Below are 16,698 nucleotides of genomic sequence, written 5' to 3' on the forward strand. Positions count from 1 at the left end.
GGGAGAATGAAGGCTCCGCTTCCAGCGGTGTTCCCTTCCGCTTCCATAGACGCCCATGACCCAGCCCACCCGCCGCCAGCTGGCCAACGCCATCCGTTTTCTTGCCGCAGATGCGGTCGAAGCCGCCAAGTCCGGCCATCCCGGCATGCCGATGGGCATGGCCGATATCGCCGAAGTGCTGTGGAACGATTTCTACCGGCACAACCCGAACAACCCGCAGTGGTTCAACCGCGACCGTTTCGTGCTGTCCAACGGCCACGGCTCGATGCTGCAGTACGCGCTGCTGCACCTGTCCGGCTACGACCTGCCGATCGAGCAGCTCAAGCAGTTCCGCCAGCTGCACAGCAAGACCGCCGGCCACCCGGAGCACAGCGAAACCCCGGGCGTGGAGACCACTACCGGCCCGCTCGGCCAGGGCTTTGCCAATGCGGTCGGGTTCGCGCTGGCCGAGAAGTTGCTGGCACAGCGCTACAACCGCCCGGAGCTGGAAATCGTCGACCACCGCACCTGGGTGTTCATGGGCGATGGCTGCCTGATGGAAGGCATTTCGCACGAAGCCGCCTCGCTGGCAGGCACCTGGGGCCTGGGCAAGCTGGTGGCGTTCTGGGACAACAACCAGATCTCCATCGACGGCAACACTGCCGGCTGGTTCAGCGACGACACCCCGGCGCGTTTCGAAGCCTATGGCTGGCACGTCATCCGCGACGTGGACGGGCATGATGCCGAGAAGATCAAGGCCGCCATCGAGGCGGCGCTGGACAACAGCGACAAGCCCACGCTGGTCTGCTGCCGCACCAAGATCGGTTTCGGCGCGCCGACCAAGGCCGGCAAGGAATCCTCGCACGGCGCACCGCTGGGCAAGGACGAGCTGGAAGGCGCGCGCAAGGCACTGGAATGGCCGTATGGCCCGTTCGAAATTCCCGAAGAGATCTACGCCGGCTGGCGCGCCGGTGGCACCGGCACGCTGCGCCAGGCCGAGTGGGAACAGCTGTTCGACAAGTACGCCAGGCAGTACACCAGCGAAGCCGATGAGCTGACCCGCCGCTCGCACGGCGAGCTGCCGGCCGACTTCATCGCCCAGGCCGATGCCTACATCGCCAAGGCGCAGCAAGACGGCCAGACCATCGCCTCGCGCAAGGCCTCGCAGCTGGCCATCGAAGCCTTCGCGCCGCTGCTGCCCGAGTTGATCGGCGGCTCGGCCGACCTGGCGCATTCCAACCTGACCCTGTGGAAGGCCAGCAAGTCGGTGGCCACCGATGACCCGGACGCCAACTACGTGTATTACGGCGTGCGCGAGTTCGGCATGACCGCCATTGCCAATGGCCTGGCGCTGCATGGCGGCTTCATTCCGTTCGATGCCACCTTCCTGGTGTTCAGCGATTACGCGCGCAATGGCGTGCGCATGAGCGCGCTGAATCCGGCGCATGCCATCCATGTGTACACGCACGACTCGATCGGCCTGGGCGAAGACGGCCCGACCCATCAGCCGGTGGAACACCTGGCCTCGCTGCGCTACATCCCCAATAACGATGTCTGGCGCCCGGGCGATGCGGTGGAATCGGCAGTGAGCTGGAAGGCCGCGATCACTCGCAAGGACGGCCCGAGCTGCCTGATCTTCAGCCGCCAGAACCTGCAGCACCAGCCGCGCAGCGCCGAACAGCTCAAGTTGATCGAACGCGGTGGCTACGTGCTGGCCGATGCCGAAGGCGGCACGCCCGATGTGATCCTGATCGGCACCGGTTCGGAGGTGGGCCTGGCGATGGAAGCCAAGCAGACGCTGGATGCGGCGGGGTTGAAGACGCGCGTTGTTTCGATGCCGTCGACCGATGTGTTCGACCGCCAGGATGCGGCGTACCGCGAACAGGTGCTGCCGAACGCCGTGCGCAAGCGCGTGGCAGTGGAAGCGGGCGTGACCGGCTTCTGGCGCAAGTACGTGGGCCTGGATGGCGATGTGGTCGGTATCGATACCTTCGGCGCCTCGGCGCCGGCCGATCAGCTGTACGCGTACTTCAAGATCACGGCCGCGCATGTGGTTGCGGCGGCCAAGGCGCTGTAACGCCTTGCGTGGTGCTCGAACAAAGAAGCCGGCGAAAGCCGGCTTTTTTGTTGGATTTCGCGAGCCATGCGCAGTGCGTCATCGTTCAACGGATGCCTTGCGTGGCTCAGTGCGCCTCGTTGGCCAGCACGGCTGTACGGATCCTGGTCAGCACTTTGAGCTGTGCGTCCATCATCGGCGGATTGGGATCGTGTCCTGTGCGTGGCAGCAGGAGAAATTCCTTGCTCGGTGCAGAAAGACCATCGAAATAGGCTTTGCTGATGTGCGCCGGAGTGACCAGATCCTGCTCGCCCTGGATCAGATAGACCGGCATGGCTAACTGCGGCCCGAGTGCGCGCAGGTCGATCTGCGGGCCCATGCCGTCGCCTGCCAGCCCGACGAACTGCAGGAAGGAATAGTCTTCCCCGGCCTCATAGGCTGCGCGGTAGTCGGGCGTGTCGTAGTCCGCTGCGAAGGTGAACCAGTCTTCCGGTGCCGGGTCGGTACGCAAGGCTTCGTATTTGCGCGTCAGGCGCCTGAGGACTCCGAAGTTGCGTGGGTTTGTCCAAGGCGGCGGGCCGATCGTCTCCAGCTTGCCGATCGCATCCGCATCGTTGGCTGCGCGGGCCAGGCTCAGTGTCTTGGCGTAGCTCGACGCCATGTCGTCCTGGTAGTTGACCAGTTGCGCCGTGCCGACATAAGCGTGGAACAGGTTGGGATTCGCCTTGGCGAGAGTGACGGCCAGTGCCGAGCCCCACGACCCGCCCATCAGGATGAGCTTGGGTTTGCCCAGCCGTTGCGTGGCATAGCGTGCGACCTCGCTACCGTCCTGGGTCAGCCGCTGCATGGTCAGCGACTCGCCGTCGGCAGGCTTGCTTGCCGCATAGGTCTTGCCGGAACCGCGTTGGTCCCACTGCACGATGGTGAAATCGCGCGTCCAGCTGCCGAACAGGCGATGCGCGAACGGCGTATTCGGGTTGCCCGGCCCGCCATGGACGATCAGCACCACTGGATTACGGCAGTCCTGGCCTTCGATCGTGACCCATTGCTGGATGCCTCCGATCTGGACAAGACCTGCCTCGTGGACGGCGTTGCCGGGGACCCGGCAAGCGTCATTCAACCGCGTTTTTCCTGACTCCTCCGCACGCACTGCCGGCGCGCACACCAGCAGTAGAGCGATCGCTACCCAGCATTTCTTCATGTGATTCCCGTTGCAGTGCGTTCCGTCATCGCATCAGCCACCTGTTCGGCAGCTCCCGCTGTGAGTGTCGCGTCTATGCGAGTTCGGCTGCAATGGCTGCGGTTGGACCGGGAGTTGCACCATGCGCCTTTCGCTTGGGTAGCGCTCGCTTGTGTCAAGCAAATGCTAAATAAACCTCAATCGGCTATTTAAAATGCGAATCATTCCCATTAAGATAGCGCGCTGCCGCTCTTAGCGCACACCTTTTCCACCCTTGTTGCCGGCGCGGCGTCTTCGCAGCGCTGGGTCTGATCCGTCTGTGTTGGAGTTCCCGATGATCCGTAGTACCGAGTTGCGTCTTGTTTCCGTGGGCGCGCGTCGCCACGCCCTGCCGCGCGCTTTGTTCGTCGCGCTGTGCACGCTGGCCGCCGGCCAGGCGTTGGCCGAGACGCCCGTTGCCGCCGCCGCTGCCGAGGTCACCACGCTGGACCGGCTCAACGTGCAGGGCGAGCAGGTCAAGGGCTATACCGTGGAGAAGACCACCGCCGGCACCCGCATGAATCTGTCGCTGCGCGAGATTCCGCAGTCGGTGACGGTGGTGACGCGCGAGCGCATGGACGACCAGAACCTACAAAGCATCAGCGACGTACTCAACAACGTTTCCGGCATCTCGGTTGCGCAAAGCGATAGCGAGCGGCTGGAGTTCTATGCGCGTGGTTTCTACATCGACAACTACCAGTTCGACGGCATCCCGGCCTACATGGAACAGGCCTGGAGCTACGGCGACTCCGCGCTGGACGTGGCGTTGTACGAGCGCGTGGAAGTGGTGCGTGGCGCCACCGGCCTGCTGACCGGCTCGGGCAACCCGTCGGCCTCGATCAACCTGGTGCGCAAGCATGCGGTCAGCCGCGACTTTACCGGCACCGTGTCGGTGGGTGGTGGTGACTTCAACAAGACCCGCAGCGTGGCCGATGTCACCGTGCCGCTGAACCCCGAAGGCACCGTGCGTGCGCGCGTGGTCGGCGTCTACCAGGACGGCGAGTCGGACATGGAACGCTACTCGCTGCGCAAGAAGATCGGTTCGGCCATCATTGATGCCGACCTCACCGACAGCACCTTGCTGAGTGTGGGCTACGAATACCAGAAGAAGGAATCGGACGATGTCACCTGGGGCGGATTCCCGCTGTTCTTCAGCGATGGCAGCCGCACCCGCTTCGACCGCTCGTTCAACCCGGCGGCCGACTGGACGTTCTGGGACACGCGCCTGCAGCGTACCTTCGCCAGCCTGCAGCAGAGCTTTGACAGTGGCTGGCTGCTCAAGGCCAATGTGAGCCACGAAAAGACCGAAGCGGCCAATCATCTGTTCTACCCGTTCTATACGATCTTTGGCTTCGACCGTGCCACCGGTGGCGGTGTGGTGCCGTATTCGGGCAACTACCAGACCGAGCGCAAGGCCGATGGCGCCGATGTCTATGCCGAAGGTCCGTTCCAGCTGTTCGGCCGCGAGCATCAGTTGGTGGCCGGCGCCAGCTACAACCGTCGCGAGTACGTCAACAACGGCACCTTCGATTTTCCCGCGCCTCTGACCAGCTATTTCGGTTGGAATGGCGCCTATCCGGAGCCCAACTGGAACCCGCGCACGCTGCAGAGCGCAGCCACCATCGAACAGAAGGCCGCCTACGTGGCTGCACGTTTTTCGCTGGCCGACCCGCTGACGCTGCTGGTGGGCGCGCGCTACACCGATTGGCAGATCGATGGCCGCAACGTCGACTTCACCACGCAGCAGTTGCTGCCGTTTTCCGACACCCAGACCGAAGTCACCCCATATGCCGGCCTGGTCTACGACATCAACGATGTGTGGTCGACCTACGTCAGCTATACCGAAATCTTCAATCCGCAGACCTTGCGCGATGCCAACGGTGGCTATCTCGACCCGCTGAGCGGGAAGGGCTACGAAGCCGGCGTCAAGGCCGCGTGGTTCGACGACCAGCTCAACGCCTCGCTGGCGCTGTTCCGCATCGAGCAGGACAACCTTGGTGTGCCCACCGGTGGCTTTGTTCCCGGCAGCAGCGAGTCCGCTTACCAGGCCGCCAATGGCGTGGTGAGCGAAGGCTTCGACCTCGAGGTGTCCGGGCGCCTGACCCAGGGCTGGAATGCCACGGTCGGTGCGTCGCACTACACCGCGCGTGATTCCGGTGGCGCTTCGATCAACACGCATTTGCCGCGCACCACCATCAAGGTATTCAGCAGCTACACCCCGCAGGGGGCGTGGAGCGACCTGACCGTGGGCGGCGGCGTCAACTGGCAGAACCGTTCCTACTACGTGGACCCGGTGTATGGCACCTTCCAGCAGAGTGCCTACGCACTGGTCAGTGCATTTGCCCGCTACCGCCTGTCGCCGCAGTTCTCGGTGCAACTCAACGTCGACAACCTGCTCGACAAGCACTACCTCTCGCAGTTCAACGGTGGCTATGGCGCGTGGGGCGCATCGCGCAACGGCATGCTGACCTTCAACTATTCGTTCTGACCGAGCGCACGTCAAGGCGTTGCCGACCTTACGCCTCGCTGTGTCATTGCACAGGCACCTTGCAAAAGGTGCCTGTCTTGCTTACTGCAACGGCTGATCGCCCCGCAGGATGGGGTAGGGGTTCAATGCCTCACCCTTCCACCATTGTTTTTCCGGTCCCAGGTGGTGGATTTCGAAGTGCAGGTGCGGCGCGGCAGGATTTGCGTTGCCGGTGCTGCCGACATAGCCAATGATCTGGCCACGCGTGATGGACTGCTTTTCCGCCAGGCCATCGGCGTAACGTTCCAGATGCGCGTAGTAGTAGCAATACGTGCCGCCTGGATCGAATTGATACACGGTCAGGCCACCGCGTTCGCTGTCGAACAGCTTTTCGACCGTTCCATCAGCGACCGCAAGTACCGGCGTGCCGGTCGGTGCGAGGATGTCGATGGCGTCATGTACGCGGCCTTCGCTGCGTGCATCGGTGAAGGTGTCCTGCAATTGATCGCGGCCGATGCCTTGTACCGGAATCAGCAGGCCGGCGGGTGTCACCGATGCGGTTGCTGACGGGACAGTGGCAGCGGCGGGCGCCGGCATGGCCGGCGCAGCGGATGCCGTTGCCGGGGTCACAGGCACGGAGTCAGCCGGCGCCATCGCTGGCGCAGCAGGCGCAGCCACGTCCACTGCGGGAGCCGGCGCTGCAACGATGGGCGCGGCACTGGCGGCCACCGGGACCGCTGCTTCCGGTGCATGACGTTCCAGCCACCAGTAGCCGCCAGCGCCAATCGCCACGCCTGCAATCAAGATCATCAGCAATTTCATGTTTACTCCTGCATCACCACCGGGACCGACGGCCCAACCACGTCGGCCAGCGCTACGGCATCCCAGTTGGTCAGGCGCACGCAACCGTGCGATTCGGTCTTGCCGACATGACCCGGCTCCGGCGTGCCATGCAGGCCATAATGCGGCTTGGATAGATCGATCCAGACGCGGCCCACCGGGTTATTGGGGCCCGCCGGTAGCGTGGCTTTCTTGTCGCCTTTCTTGGCGTCCCAGAACAGCTTGGGGTTGTACTTGAACACCGGTTCGCGCGAGATGCCCAGGATTTTCCAGCGTCCGATCGGCAGCGGGTCGTGCTTGCTGCCGGATGAGACCGGGAACTGCGCGTACACCTTGTCGTCCGCGTCGAACAGGCGCAGCGTCGAATCGGACTTGTCGACCACCAGTTTGGCCGGCTTGGCCAGCGGTGTTACGCCATCGATGTTGGGTACCTGGATCACGCCGCCGGCCTTGCCCAGGTCCACGCCCGGATTGAGTTGGCGCAGCAACGCGGGGTCGGCATGAAAGCGCTCGCCCAATGCCTCATCGACCGATGCATAGCCCAGTGCGGACAGCCTGGCCTGCTCGGCCGGGCCCTTTGGGATCGGTTGGAACGGCCCGGCAACATCTGCCTCGGTCAAGGTGTATTGCACCAGCGTCGGTGTGGTGTCGGCCTGCAGTGCCTGCCAGGTTGCGTCATCCAGCTCGCCGGTGGCCTTGATGGCGTGCGCTGCCTGGAACCCGGAGACCGCACGCTTCTGGTTGGAGCCGCGTTCGCCATCGATCTGGCCGGGCGAAAAATGCGCGCGATCAAGCAAGACTTGTGCGTGCAGGTCCGAGCGTGGACCGGTGGGAACGCCCGTTGCTGCGGGTGTGGCGTCAGATGCCGCAGATGCGGCTGCAGATTGCGGCGCCTGTGCCAGCGCAGGCAGCCAGGCGCCGAGCGCCAGGGCGAGCAAACAGACACGAGCATTGGAGCGTAATGACATGGGCGGGTCCGTAAGAAGTATGCGGGCACCTTGCCGCAGCCGCCCGCGTGTCGACGTGAAATGGCAGTCGCCAGGCCAGCGGCCAACGCGCGAGCGCGCCAAGACCGATTCATCCCGATCCACCGTCGCCGGGGCACGGGCACCACGCATGTGCGAGCCGGACCATTGCGCATGTGCCTCGATGCAGGGAACACCGCTGCGCCGCGTTGCGGTGTCAGGCGGATGCGCACTGCCGCAGGCTGTAGACGAGCAGCTTGGCCTGCACGCGCTCGCCCAGGCCGCGTGGTGCATCCAGCGCCATGCGTTGCAGGCAGGCTGCTTCGACGGCTTGCACCGCTCCGGGTGCAAGTACCGCACGCGCCACGGTTGCAGCCTTGCTGCCGGGGCTGGCCGTTGCAGCCTTTAGCCAGGCCAAGGCGCGCAGCAGATGCTGCTCGATTTCGGTGAAGTCGCTGCCCAGCGGATAGTCGGGCAGGCTGCCGTCGCGGCGAAACGGGGCCAAGGCCTGCTCCAGCGCCTCGGGCGTATTGCGTTGCGCGCGTGTAGCCAGTTGCGGTGGGGTGCGTAGCTTGCGCGACTGCGTCGCCTGCGCCAGCAACGTGTCTTGGAAGCGGGCGTTGCAGATGCCGGCCATCTCCAGTACGCATTCCTGATCGGTCTTGTAACGCAGGTCGGCGATGCCGTACTCGGTGATGTAGAGATCGCGCAGGTGACGCGGGATGGTGGTGTGACCATAGTTCCAACGGACATTGCTCACCGCCCGCGCGCCGGCATCGCGGGTGGCGCGCAACATCAGCGCGCTGCGTGCCTGCGGTAGCGCATGCGCCATCGCCACGAAGTTGTATTGGCCACCCACACCGGACACCACGCGTCCATCCTCCAGACCATCGGACACCGCCGCCCCCAGCGCGGTGGCCATCATGCAGGAGTTGAAGAAGCGCGCATCGCGCCGTTGCAGGCGTTCCAGCGCTTCGTTGCCCCCATAGAGCTGATTGATCTCGCTGATGCGGCGCATGCCGATAGCAGTGCGGGTGTGCTCGTCGAGGGTGCGCAACCACTGGTAGAAGTCCGGCGAGCCGAGATAGAACGCGCCATGCAGGAATTGGCCCTCGCGTGCCAGGCGTGCGTGGTCGTCGGCATTGGCACGGCCATCGGCGATGCGTTGCATCAGCGGCAGGTCGTCGTGCACCTTGCGGCCGATCACGCCACTGTCCACCAATTGCTTGAAGCCTTCGTTGAGCATCTCGCTACAGCCATACAGGCCGATCGCGAACGGCTCCAGCCCGCCGCTGGCCTGCACGGCCGGATGCGTTGCCAGGTCAGGGTCCAGTGCCTGCAGCACGCGGCGATAGGTGGCGTTGTCGGTGTGGCGTAGCACCAGCGCATGGCTCAGGGCGTCGGCCAGCGTGCCGATGCCGATCTGCAAGGTGCCGCCATCGCGCACCAGGGTGCTTGCGTACAGCCCGATGGCGTAATCGACGGTGTTCACCGGCTGCCGCGGCAGGCCGAACAGGCGCGGCGTAGGGCCGGGCAGGTCGATGACCAGATCGAAGAACGCCGCGTCCACCGCCGCGGTGCCGCCGATCCAGGGCAATTGCGGGTCGACCTCGGCTACCAGCAACGGGCGCGGCAGCCCCAGTGACTGCACCGCGTCCAGGGTGTCCTGGGTGATGTCGTTGTTGCACGACAACGACAGCCGGGTGCCGCCAGGTTCGCGTGCCACCTTCTGTACGATCAGGTTCGGCGCCCGCTGCGCCACCGCCGCCGCGGCGTGCGTGTAGTTCAGGCTGGTGTAGTCGGCCTGCGCCTGCGTCGACTGCAACAGGCCACCGGATTGCATGTAGAACTCTTCCACCTGGATATGCGCAGGCAGGGCGTCGCGCAGCATGGCATCGACATACGCAAGCTGCGGGAAGTCCTCGCCGAAGTGGCGCGCAATGAACGGCGCTGCAAAGCGTGCCTGAAGGCCGGCGCCCGGTTTGGGGGGATTGAGCGACAGCGCGGTGTACAGCGCCAGCGGCCGCGAGGGGGTGTCCTTGAGCCGTGCGTAGAGCGCGTTCAACAGCCGGTGCGGTTTGCCGATGCCCAGTGGCGCGCCAACGCGCAGGGGGCCGTCGATGCGCTGCAGGATCCACTCCAGCGCGGAGTCCAGGTCGGTCAGGTGGTTGGTCATCCGTGCAAGGGTAGCCGAGCCGCCGCGGCGATGCCTGCAGGCCGGCCGCTGCGCATGGGCGGCCACCGCAACCGCAATGCGTCGATCGGACGCTTGACATCGGTTGAGTTTACGCGCGTAATCGTAAAAAATTACGGGCGTAATCGTATGCCGATCAGTGATGCGGAAGCGGTGGTGATGCAAGTGCTCTGGGATGGCGCGCCACGCACCGCCGAGGAGGTGGTGGCAGCGCTGTCGCAGACCGACTGGGCCGAGCCCACCATCAAGACCTTGCTCAATCGCCTGCTCACCAAAGGCGCCATTGCCGCGCAGAAGGACGGGCGCAAGTATCTGTACACGCCGGTGCTGCAGCGCGACCAGTGGGTGCAGCAACAGAGCGAGGGCCTGCTGCAGCGGCTGTTCGGCGGCCGGGTCGCGCCGCTGGTGGCGCACTTCAGCGAGCGCGGAAAGCTCAGTGCGTCGGATGTGGCCGAGTTGAAGCGTTTGCTCAGGGAGCTGGACGATGAGCCTTGATGCCGTGTTGCTGCGTGCCATCTGCTACAGCAGTGTTGCGGTGCTGATCTGCCTGCTGCTGCGGCGACCGCTGCGGCGCTGGCTGGGTGCGGTCGCCGCGTATGCAATCTGGGCAAGCGTGCCGCTGGCGCTGGTGGCCGCCATGTTTCCAGGCCTGCCGGTGGGCACGGTGTTGTCCCGCGTACCGGCGCTGGTGGTGCTGCCATCGGCAACCGGTATCCAGGGCAGCGGCGCGGGTGGGCGCGAACTGCTCGCTGCAGTGTGGCTGGCCGGTGCGATGCTGATGGGCATCGCTGCATGGCGCGGGCAGCGGCGTTTCGTGCGCAGTCTCGGCCCGCTGGTGGCCCTGGACAAGACGCTATGGGTGGCAACCCATGATGCCAGCTTGCCGGTGTCGCTGGGCGTGCGACGTCCACGCATCGTGCTGCCGCTGGACTTCACCACCCGCTACAGCGCCGACGAGCGCGCGTTGATCCTGGCCCACGAGCAGCAGCATCTGCGCCGCGGCGATCTACGCGCCAACGCGCTGGCCATCGTGCTGCTGTGCCTGGGCTGGTTCAATCCGCTGCTGCATCTGGGGTGGCGCGCGTTTCGTCTGGATCAGGAGCTGGCCTGCGATGCTGCGGTGATCGCGCGACATCCAGACAAGCGCCGCAGCTATGCCGATGCGATGCTCAAATGCCAGCTTGGTGGCCGCTGGATGCCCCTTGCGTGTGGTTGGGCGCCGTCGCATCCGTTGACCCAGCGTCTGGCGGCCCTGCGCATGCCCACCATCACCGGGCAGCGTGCGCGCACGAACCGTCGCGTGGTGCTGCTGCTGGCGGTCATCGCCAGTGCCGCCTGTTGGGTGATCCAGCCAGCGCGTCTGCAAGCCACGCCGGTGGCCGGCAACCCGTTGGATTTCAGCACGATGCAGCCGCCCAGGTACCCTGCTGCGGCAGTCGCTGCGCGTCTTGCCGGCCTGGTCGAGCTGCAGATCCTGGTGGGCCCGAGTGGGGCGCCCGAACGCATCGCCATTGTGCATAGCCAGCCGGCCGGTGTGTTCGACCAGTCCGTGCTTGAGGCGGCGCACGGCTGGCGCTTCAAGCCCGTCCATGTCGACGGCAGGGCGGTGACCTCGACGGTACGCGTGCCGGTGCGCTTCGAAATGGATCCACCGGAAGACGCGTCCGATATTGCTCCGCCCACCGACAGTGCGCATGACACTGCGCAGCTTGCGCACAAAACCGGCTGTCCGGCATCGGGTTGCACCGCGCAGGAGACGCGGTGATGCGGCGCGCGCTGGTGTCTGGAGGCGGTGTACTGGCGCTGCTGCTGAGCGGCTGCGCGAGCCAGCCTGCGGTGGAGCAGGAGCGCAGTCAACGCGAGGATTCGGTCGATCAACGCATGTTGCCGGTGCAGTCCGCTGCGGATGGTACAGGCGCGATCCAGGCGTACACGCTGTCGCCCACACAGCGCTTTCGCATGCCGCGCGCCGTGCGCAGCGATCCACCAACGCTGCCAGCTGATTGGTCGCAGCAGACCCTGGCGCCGACCACGGTCTGCGTGCAGGTGATCCTCACGGCCGACGGCGCGGTGCAGCGCGTGGACCCGCTGTCCGATCGCGACGAGTGCAGCAAAGGGCAGCTGCCCGAACATGCCGATCTGCTGCAGGCCGTGCGCACCGCCGTCATGCAGTGGCAGTTCGTGCCGGCGGCGATGTGCACCTACACGCCCGGCGCAACACCTCCGGCAGACCTGGACGACTGTACCGGCGCGGCGCGTGTGGAGCCGGTGCCGGTGACCTTGCCGTTTGCCTTCACCTTCGAGGTACGGCAGGGCAAGGCAAGTGTGCGGTCCGGCAACGTGGCACGCTGAGTCATGCATGCGGATGCCCGGATCAGCGGGTCACGTCAGTACATGCACACTGTCGGCGATGCGCTGTACTTCGTCCGGGTGATGGCTCACGTACAACATCGGCAGGCGGATTTCATCGCGCACCCGCTGCAGGTAGGGGATCAATTCTTCGCGGCGCGCCTGATCCAGCGCCGACAGCGGCTCATCGAACAACAGGATTGCCGGCTGCGACAGCAGCGCGCGGCCGATCGCCACCCGCTGCGCTTCGCCGCCGGATAAGTTGCGCGGCCGGCGCTGCAGCAGCGGCGCGATGCCGAGCAAGGCCACCACATCGTCGAAGCCGAAGGTCGCCGCACCGCGCGCATGCCGGCCATAGCGCAGGTTGTGCCGCACATCCAGATGCGGGAACAGCCGCGCGTCCTGGAAGACATAGCCGATACGGCGCTGGTGCGTGGGCAGGTCCACACGCTGCTGGTGGTCGTACAGGCAGCGCCCATCGATGCGGATATGGCCCGCATCCGGCTGCACCAGGCCGGCGATGGCGTTAAGCACCGTGGTCTTGCCCGCGCCGGACGGTCCCACCAAGGCCACCACGCGTGCCGCGTCCTGGATGCAGAGGTGTCGCTGGAACGTGCCACGGCGCAGATGCAGGTCCAGATCCAGCATCAGCCGTCCTCGCGCGGATGCGGCCGGCGTACCAGCCATTCGGAGAGCAGTAATGCCGCCAGCGAGATCGCCAGGGCTACCGTCGCCAACCGCCACACGCCCGATTCCATGCCGGGTACCTGCATCAGGCCGTAGATGGCCGACGACAAGGTCTGGGTTTCGCCCGGGATATTCGACACGAAGGTGATGGTGGCGCCGAACTCGCCCAGTGCCTTGGCGAACGCCAGCACCATGCCGGCCATCAGGCCAGGCCAGGCCAGGGGCAAGGTGATGCTGAAGAACACCCGCCACGGCCCGGCACCCAGCGTGGCCGCCGCCGCTTCCAGGCGGCGGTCGGTGGCCTCGATCGATAGCCGGATTGCGCGCACCATCAGTGGAAATCCCATCACCGCGCAGGCCAATGCCGCGCCGGTCCAGCGGAACGCGAATTGCACGCCGAGGTGCTCCAGCAACCAGCTGCCGATCACCCCCTGCGTGCCCAGGGTCACCAGCAACGCATAACCCGTCACCACCGGCGGCATCACCAGCGGCAGATGCAAGAGCGCATCCAGCAGTGCCTTGCCGGGGAAGCGCCGGCGCGCCAGCAGCCAGCCGCAGGCGATGCCCGGTGGCAGGCTGGCCACTGCCGCCACCAGCGCAACCTTCAGACTCAGGCCGATGGCCATCAGTTCCTGCGGGGTGAACATCGACAAGCGCTGCGCCTCAATCCTGCAGCGAGAAGCCACGACGGCTGAAGATTGCCTTGGCCGGCGCGCTGCGCAGCCATGTAACGAAAGCGGTGGCGGCGGGGTTGCGGCTGTTCTTCAAGGCAGCGACCGGATAGACGATGGGCGCATGACTGCTCGCAGGGAAGGCTGCCACGACGCGCACCTTGGCGTCGGCGCGCGCATCCGAGCCATACACGATGCCCAACGGTGCCTCGCCACGCGACACCAGCATCAACGCTGCACGCACGCTTTCCGATTCGGCCAGGCGTGCCTGCACGCTGTCCCACTGACCAAGCGAGCGCAGCGCCGCCGCGGCGTATTTGCCGGCCGGCACGCTGGTGGTCTGGCCAACCGCCAGGCGGCCGCGCTCGCCCAAGGCCTTGGCGATGCTGCCCGGTGTACGCGGATCCACCTGCACGTTGCTGGCCGCTGGCGCGATCAGCACCAGCGTGTTGCCAAGCAGCTGCTGGCGGTGTGCCGGCTCCACCAGGTTGCGCTGTTGCAGATAGTCCATCCATTCCAGATCGGCCGAAAAGAACACGTCCGCCGGCGCGCCTTGCTCGATCTGACGCGCCAGCGCCGAGCTTGCGGCATACGACACGCGCACCGGCGTTCCGGTGGCCTTTTCGTACGCGGCAGCGGCGTCGTCCATCGACTCCTTCAGGCTGGCCGCCGCGAAGACGGTCACCGGCGCGGCTTGCGCGCAGGCCAGCACGGGCAGGGCAAGCATCAGCACGCACAGGGCGCGCTGCCAGAAACCGATCATGCGCATGGGACGTTCCAAACAGGTGGCGGGCACCGATCATAACGGCTGCACGGTGACCAGCGTGGCGACCGCCAGCTGGGGTTACGGAATTCCATCCCCGCAACGCCCCGCCTGTAGGTTGGCCCGCAGCGCGGGGCCGATCAGCCTGGGCTCGGGCAGGGTCGCGTCGCGTGCCTGCCGCTGCGCCACGAACGCTTCGATGTCCACGCCATCGCGCACGTGGAGATTGCTGCGCCGCTGTTCGCCGATGCTGGTCTGGTGCGCCACCGGCCGGCCGCCCGGGCCATAGTCGTGGCAGACAAATACGCGGGTGGCATCTGGTAGCGTGTACAGGCGCTGGATCGAGGCATACAGCTGCCGCGCATCGCCGCCAGGGAAGTCGCAGCGCGCAGTCCCCGCGTCGGGCATGAACAGCGAGTCGCCGGGGAACAACGCATCGCCGATCAGGTACGCAACGCTGTCGCTGGTGTGGCCGGGCACCGCGATGACCCGCGCCTGGATGCCGCCGAGCAGGAAGCGTTCGTCATCGGCGAACAACTGGTCGAACTGCGAGCCGTCGGCGCGAAAGTCCTGCGGCAATGCGTAGCGCGGTGCGAGCGTGCGTTGCACCTGGGCAATGCCGGCGCCGATGCCCACGCGCGCCTGCGGCCAATGCGGCTTGAGCCATTGTGCGGCAGACAGGTGATCGGCATGCGCATGGGTTTCCAGCAGCCACTGCACCTGCCATCCGCGTTGCCGGATGGCATCCACGATCGTCTGCGCGGCCTGCGTGCCGATAGCGCCGCTGTCGGCTGCATAGTCCAGTGCCGGGTCGATCACCGCCGCCGCGCCGGAGGCCGCATCGGCCACCACATAGGTGAAGGTGTTGCTATCGGCATGGAAGAACGCAAGCACCTCCGGCGGCATCGGCGTCTCCACGTCAGGAGCCGGCCAGTGCCGCATTGAGTACGGCGGCCAGGCGGTCGCCGGCGAGGCGCAACTGCGTTTCGGCGATCGGCCGGTAGGTCGCCATGTAGCCCTCCGGCAATACGTGGGAGCCCGGGTACGCGCCCGGGGCAATGGCGATCTTGCAGGACGCCTGTGCCCACGCCGCTGCCGGCGGCGGCAGCACTGGCGAGACAGGAGCAGCGGCCGGCAGCGCCAGCAGACGTTGCAGATAGGCCTCGTCGCCGAGGTGGCGGTCGTTGAGCATGCCGCTGTCCCACAGTGCATGCAGGTTGCTGCCCTTGCCATCGACCTGCAGCTGGAAATCGTTGCCGCCCTTGTCGTGCGCATAGCCGGCGTGCATCGGCTGATGGATGTCGCCGACGAAATGCACCACGAATTTCAACGCTTGCCGCCGCACCTCCAGCGGCTGGCTGCGATCGGCGAGCAGGGCGGTCTGGCGTTCGAGCGCGGCGATCACGCAGTTGCCATCCGGGCAATCGCGCGACGGCGCATAGCTGCAGTCGTGCTCGCCAAGGTTGACGTAATGCCATGGCCCGGAACGCTTGCCCAGGTCGGGGTCGTGTTCACGCAGTTCGTCGGCCCAGGTCGCCACACCGTGCAAGGTCGGGTCCGGCTCGCCGGCCAGCAAGGATGCGACTTGCGCGCGTGCCTGCGGGCTCAGTTCGGTCTCGGCGATACGGGCCACCAGGCGGTGGCCCTGCGCGCCCCAGGCGAATGCCGCGTTGGAGTGGATCGCCGCAGCAACGGCGACGGCAAGGATGCAGAGCGAGCGAGAGAAGGTCTTCATTGGCCGGATTGTACGCAACCGCCAGGGTCGGCTTCATGGCGGCTTCCGGCATGCCGCCGCGGGTGGGCGGCGGCCGCTCGATCAGAAGTAGACCAGGTAAGACACCCCGTAGGTCAGCGGGTCGATGCGTGCTTCGCCCAGCCGCCTGCCGTTGAAATCCACTTTGCTGCGCGAATCGGTCCAGCGCGCGTCCACGCGCAGGCCGCTGCGATCATTGAAGATGAAATCCACCCCGACATGCGCAGTGGCGCCCACCGAGTCTTCAAAGCGCAGCGAGCCATTGCCGATCGCCGGCTCGGTGTCCTCGCCCAGGAAGGCGGTGTAGTTGATGCCAACGCCCACGAACGGCGACACCGTGCCGTAGCCATTGATGTGGTACTGCAGCAACACGCTCGGTGGCACCGACCAATAGCTGCCCACCTTGCCGACGCCTTGCAGTTCTAGGTCGTGCCTGCCAGCAACGGCGGCGTGCACCTCGATGCCGAGGTTGTTGCGCAGGAAGTATTCGTAGGTGAACGAGAGCGTCGGCGCGCCCTTGATCTCGCCTCGCGCGGTGCCGAAGGCACCGCTATCGGACTTCGGCGATACGTAGCCGGCACCGTAGCCGGTCGTCCAGTGCCCGGCGGATTGGGCGAGGGCAGGGCTGGTCGAAGCGGCCAGTGCGATGGCAAGTGCGGTGCGGAACAAGCTGCTCATGGAATCCCCGGTAGGTCGTCGGACAGGCGCTCGACGCGATCGACCTGTCCGCAACTCCGGCGGTGGATGCACGTCCC

General features: G+C 65.9%; 15 protein-coding genes. 5 read left to right on the top strand and 10 right to left on the bottom strand.

What is annotated here, in order from left to right; translation table 11 throughout:
• Positions 1–55 precede the first annotated feature (55 nt).
• A complete protein-coding gene (gene tkt / locus XcuCFBP2542_RS09705; protein WP_104603381.1) occupies positions 56–2,056 on the top strand; it encodes a transketolase in 2,001 nt (666 codons plus the stop codon).
• Between the two features lie 106 nt (positions 2,057–2,162).
• On the opposite strand, the gene XcuCFBP2542_RS09710 is transcribed toward tkt, so the two are convergent.
• Positions 2,163–3,155, bottom strand: coding sequence for an alpha/beta fold hydrolase (locus XcuCFBP2542_RS09710; RefSeq protein WP_104603382.1), 993 nt, complete (start codon positions 3,153–3,155; stop codon positions 2,163–2,165).
• 394 nt (positions 3,156–3,549) lie between these two features.
• On the opposite strand from XcuCFBP2542_RS09710, the gene fhuE reads away from it, so the two are divergent.
• Positions 3,550–5,742, top strand: coding sequence for a ferric-rhodotorulic acid/ferric-coprogen receptor FhuE (gene fhuE, locus XcuCFBP2542_RS09715; protein ID WP_104603383.1), 2,193 nt, complete (start codon positions 3,550–3,552; stop codon positions 5,740–5,742).
• A gap of 81 nt (positions 5,743–5,823) precedes the next feature.
• On the opposite strand, the gene XcuCFBP2542_RS09720 is transcribed toward fhuE, so the two are convergent.
• The 3 genes from XcuCFBP2542_RS09720 to XcuCFBP2542_RS09730 all read right to left on the bottom strand — a co-directional run bounded on the left by XcuCFBP2542_RS09720 (position 5,824) and on the right by XcuCFBP2542_RS09730 (position 9,702).
• Positions 5,824–6,543 carry a M23 family metallopeptidase gene (locus XcuCFBP2542_RS09720; RefSeq protein WP_104603384.1) on the bottom strand — a complete coding sequence of 240 codons (720 nt, stop codon included), beginning with the start codon at positions 6,541–6,543 and terminating at the stop codon, positions 5,824–5,826.
• A gap of 2 nt (positions 6,544–6,545) precedes the next feature.
• Complete coding sequence (locus XcuCFBP2542_RS09725; protein WP_211292993.1) at positions 6,546–7,472, bottom strand: L,D-transpeptidase family protein; 927 nt, start codon at positions 7,470–7,472, stop codon at positions 6,546–6,548.
• Positions 7,473–7,743: 271 nt separating this feature from the next.
• On the bottom strand, positions 7,744–9,702 hold the full coding sequence (locus XcuCFBP2542_RS09730) for an acetyl-CoA hydrolase/transferase C-terminal domain-containing protein (protein ID WP_104603386.1): 1,959 nt from the start codon (positions 9,700–9,702) through the stop codon (positions 7,744–7,746).
• A gap of 147 nt (positions 9,703–9,849) precedes the next feature.
• On the opposite strand from XcuCFBP2542_RS09730, the gene XcuCFBP2542_RS09735 reads away from it, so the two are divergent.
• The 3 genes from XcuCFBP2542_RS09735 to XcuCFBP2542_RS09745 are packed head-to-tail and all read left to right on the top strand — an operon-like array spanning position 9,850 to position 12,072.
• Complete coding sequence (locus XcuCFBP2542_RS09735; RefSeq protein WP_104603387.1) at positions 9,850–10,215, top strand: BlaI/MecI/CopY family transcriptional regulator; 366 nt, start codon at positions 9,850–9,852, stop codon at positions 10,213–10,215.
• The gene (locus tag XcuCFBP2542_RS09740; protein WP_104603388.1) at positions 10,205–11,485 is read left to right on the top strand and encodes a TonB family protein; all 1,281 of its coding nucleotides are present in this window, start codon (positions 10,205–10,207) and stop codon (positions 11,483–11,485) included. Before XcuCFBP2542_RS09735 ends, XcuCFBP2542_RS09740 begins: the two co-directional genes overlap by 11 nt.
• A complete protein-coding gene (locus tag XcuCFBP2542_RS09745; RefSeq protein WP_104603389.1) occupies positions 11,485–12,072 on the top strand; it encodes a hypothetical protein in 588 nt (195 codons plus the stop codon). Before XcuCFBP2542_RS09740 ends, XcuCFBP2542_RS09745 begins: the two co-directional genes overlap by 1 nt.
• A 30-nt stretch (positions 12,073–12,102) precedes the next feature.
• Here XcuCFBP2542_RS09745 and modC read toward each other — a convergent pair whose 3' ends face one another.
• The 6 genes from modC to XcuCFBP2542_RS09775 form a co-directional block, all read right to left on the bottom strand.
• Positions 12,103–12,717 (bottom strand): molybdenum ABC transporter ATP-binding protein, encoded by a 615-nt coding sequence (gene modC, locus XcuCFBP2542_RS09750; protein ID WP_104603390.1) that lies wholly within the window; start codon positions 12,715–12,717, stop codon positions 12,103–12,105.
• The gene (modB, locus tag XcuCFBP2542_RS09755) at positions 12,717–13,403 is read right to left on the bottom strand and encodes a molybdate ABC transporter permease subunit (protein WP_208800673.1); all 687 of its coding nucleotides are present in this window, start codon (positions 13,401–13,403) and stop codon (positions 12,717–12,719) included. The genes modC and modB overlap by 1 nt, the downstream gene beginning before the upstream one ends.
• A gap of 16 nt (positions 13,404–13,419) precedes the next feature.
• Positions 13,420–14,196, bottom strand: coding sequence for a molybdate ABC transporter substrate-binding protein (gene modA / locus XcuCFBP2542_RS09760; RefSeq protein ID WP_104603392.1), 777 nt, complete (start codon positions 14,194–14,196; stop codon positions 13,420–13,422).
• Between the two features lie 75 nt (positions 14,197–14,271).
• A complete protein-coding gene (locus XcuCFBP2542_RS09765; RefSeq protein WP_104603435.1) occupies positions 14,272–15,096 on the bottom strand; it encodes an MBL fold metallo-hydrolase in 825 nt (274 codons plus the stop codon).
• A 13-nt stretch (positions 15,097–15,109) separates the two neighbouring features.
• Entirely contained in the window at positions 15,110–15,925 is an 816-nt protein-coding gene (locus XcuCFBP2542_RS09770) for a S1/P1 nuclease (protein ID WP_104603393.1), read from the bottom strand.
• Between the two features lie 81 nt (positions 15,926–16,006).
• On the bottom strand, positions 16,007–16,621 hold the full coding sequence (locus tag XcuCFBP2542_RS09775) for an OmpW/AlkL family protein (protein WP_104603394.1): 615 nt from the start codon (positions 16,619–16,621) through the stop codon (positions 16,007–16,009).
• Between the last annotated feature and the right edge of the window lie 77 nt (positions 16,622–16,698).

The sequence above is a fragment of the Xanthomonas cucurbitae genome (assembly GCF_002939885.1).
In the GTDB taxonomy this organism is placed as follows: domain Bacteria; phylum Pseudomonadota; class Gammaproteobacteria; order Xanthomonadales; family Xanthomonadaceae; genus Xanthomonas; species Xanthomonas cucurbitae.